This is a genomic window from Streptomyces sp. SBT349 (assembly GCF_001083795.1).
GTDB lineage: Bacteria > Actinomycetota > Actinomycetes > Streptomycetales > Streptomycetaceae > Streptomyces.
Genome location: NZ_LAVK01000616.1, coordinates 1 through 1,879, shown reverse-complemented (window position 1 = coordinate 1,879; position 1,879 = coordinate 1). Strand labels below are relative to the sequence as shown.

Genomic DNA, 1,879 nt, shown 5'->3' with positions numbered 1-1,879 from the left:
GTCACCAGGCACCGGCACAGGGGACCGTGGCGGCCGGAGTACGGACGGTACGAAGGGCGTCTGACCTGGAATCAGCGCCAAGAGGGCGGACTCCGGGGTTGCGATTATATGTATAGGTTCTTCGCGGTGCCAGCCGATCAGCAGGGCAAGGTCGTCCGGGCGGGTCACGCCATGCCCGGCCGGCAGGGCTTCCAACGCGGCCAGCAGTGCCCGGCGTAGCTCGATACCGGCGTGGCCCGCGTGCCTGCCGGCGAGCGCGGGCAGTGGTTTGTCCTCCTCGTCGCGGGAATCCGTGGGCGCGGCCGGAAGGTCCCACCAGGAGCGGAGCAGGTCGGTGAGCTGTTCGGCGGGTTCCCGTTCCACCCAGGCGTCGTACGCCTGGGTCACCAGAACGCGCCCCTTCTCCCGGGCCAGCAGTCCCGCGCTGGTGGCGCACTCCAACACCAGCCGGACCAGCGGTTCCTCGCAGCCGGTGGCCTTACCGACCCGCCCCAGCTCGCGTACGCCCACCCCGCCCGACTTCAGCAGGGCCAGCGGCCGGTGCGCGCACTCGTGCAGCACGGACGTGGCCCGCGTCACCAGCTCCCTACCGGCCGAGGCCGCCTCCCGCGCCACGTCCTGAGCCGTTACCGGGGTCACCTCGGGTGTCGGCGGCGCAGGGTCGAACGGGGGTCGCCAGTCGGCGCCGCGCAGCGCGCGGGTGACCTCGGCCGGCATCCTCGGCCGCTGATACCCGTAGCGGTCCCCCACCAGCAGACCCCGTGCCACCGCCCAACGGGCCGGATCGTGGGCCCCGCTCCCGGGGGAGACGAACGTGATGGGAACGACGGTGGAATCCGAAGCAGCAGCCGCGTGGTCGCGGGCCGCGAAATCCTCCAGCAACTCCCGCGTCTCGGCGGGGGCCTCGGCGATCACGGTCATGATTCGATCCGGTGCGCTGTAATGATCGACGAGTGCCGCGATCCGCTCCCGCTTGACGGTCGGCGCCTTGACCTTGAGCTCGGCCAGCATCCGCCGCAGGTCATCCGAGGTGAGCCCCTCCAGCAGCTCTCCGAGCGGCCGGTCCAGGCCCAGCGGGGTTCGCCAGAACTCCCGCAACGCCGAGGCCACGCGCAGCTGTCCCGCCTCGTCCGGCCAGACCAGCGCGTGGTCCGCCAACGCGGTCAGCGTGTCGTCCAACGCCTCCGCGTCCTGGGCGGCCAGGCGAAGGAGTGCCGCGAGCGCGCCCCGGTCGCTGCCCTTGCCGAGCGCGACCAGGGCCTCGGCCACCTGGAGGCAGGGCAGCGGCAGCCGCCGCACCGCCCGCACGACCGACGCCCGCTGCTGGAGGCGATCCGCCACCTCCCCCAACGAACGCGGTTCGGGCGCGGCAGCGGCCTCAGGACGGCGGAGCAGCACCCGTTGCAGCCGCTCCGCGTCCAGCGTGGCCAGCCATACCGTCAGCGGTGATCGCGAAGACCTGGAGATCGAACTCACCCACCCATGCCGTGCACCCGCCGTCTTCCTGTCACCGGCGGCGGATTCAGAGGGAAGACCCGATCCCGAGCCTAGGCCGGAAGGGGGCCGGTGGTCACACCGCGAACTCGTGCCGTACCCCCACCGGGATGAGGGGACCCAGCTCCCCGATGGGGACGCGCGGGTCGTGGCGGGTACGGCCGGGGCGAGGACTTCGACGACGCTGTCACCGGCCAGACGCTCGTTCGCCGGTGCATCGGGGCGAGGCCGGTGTCCGACGGCGTCGGTGTTCCGCCCCTGAGATCCGCGCCCGTCGGGCCCACCGATCGCGTGAGCATCGCATGAGCGGATGGCGCGGCAGGGGCCGTCTCCGGCGGGGGCGGCTCGCGTTCGGGGGGAGTTCGCGGGGGTACTTGCCGGGGTG

The 1,879-nt window shown here is 72.7% G+C and carries 1 pseudogene; it reads right to left on the bottom strand.

What is annotated here, in order from left to right:
• Positions 1-1,476 (bottom strand): annotated as a pseudogene (locus tag ADY01_RS35215) (hypothetical protein); the annotation flags it as partial.
• Between the last annotated feature and the right edge of the window lie 403 nt (positions 1,477-1,879).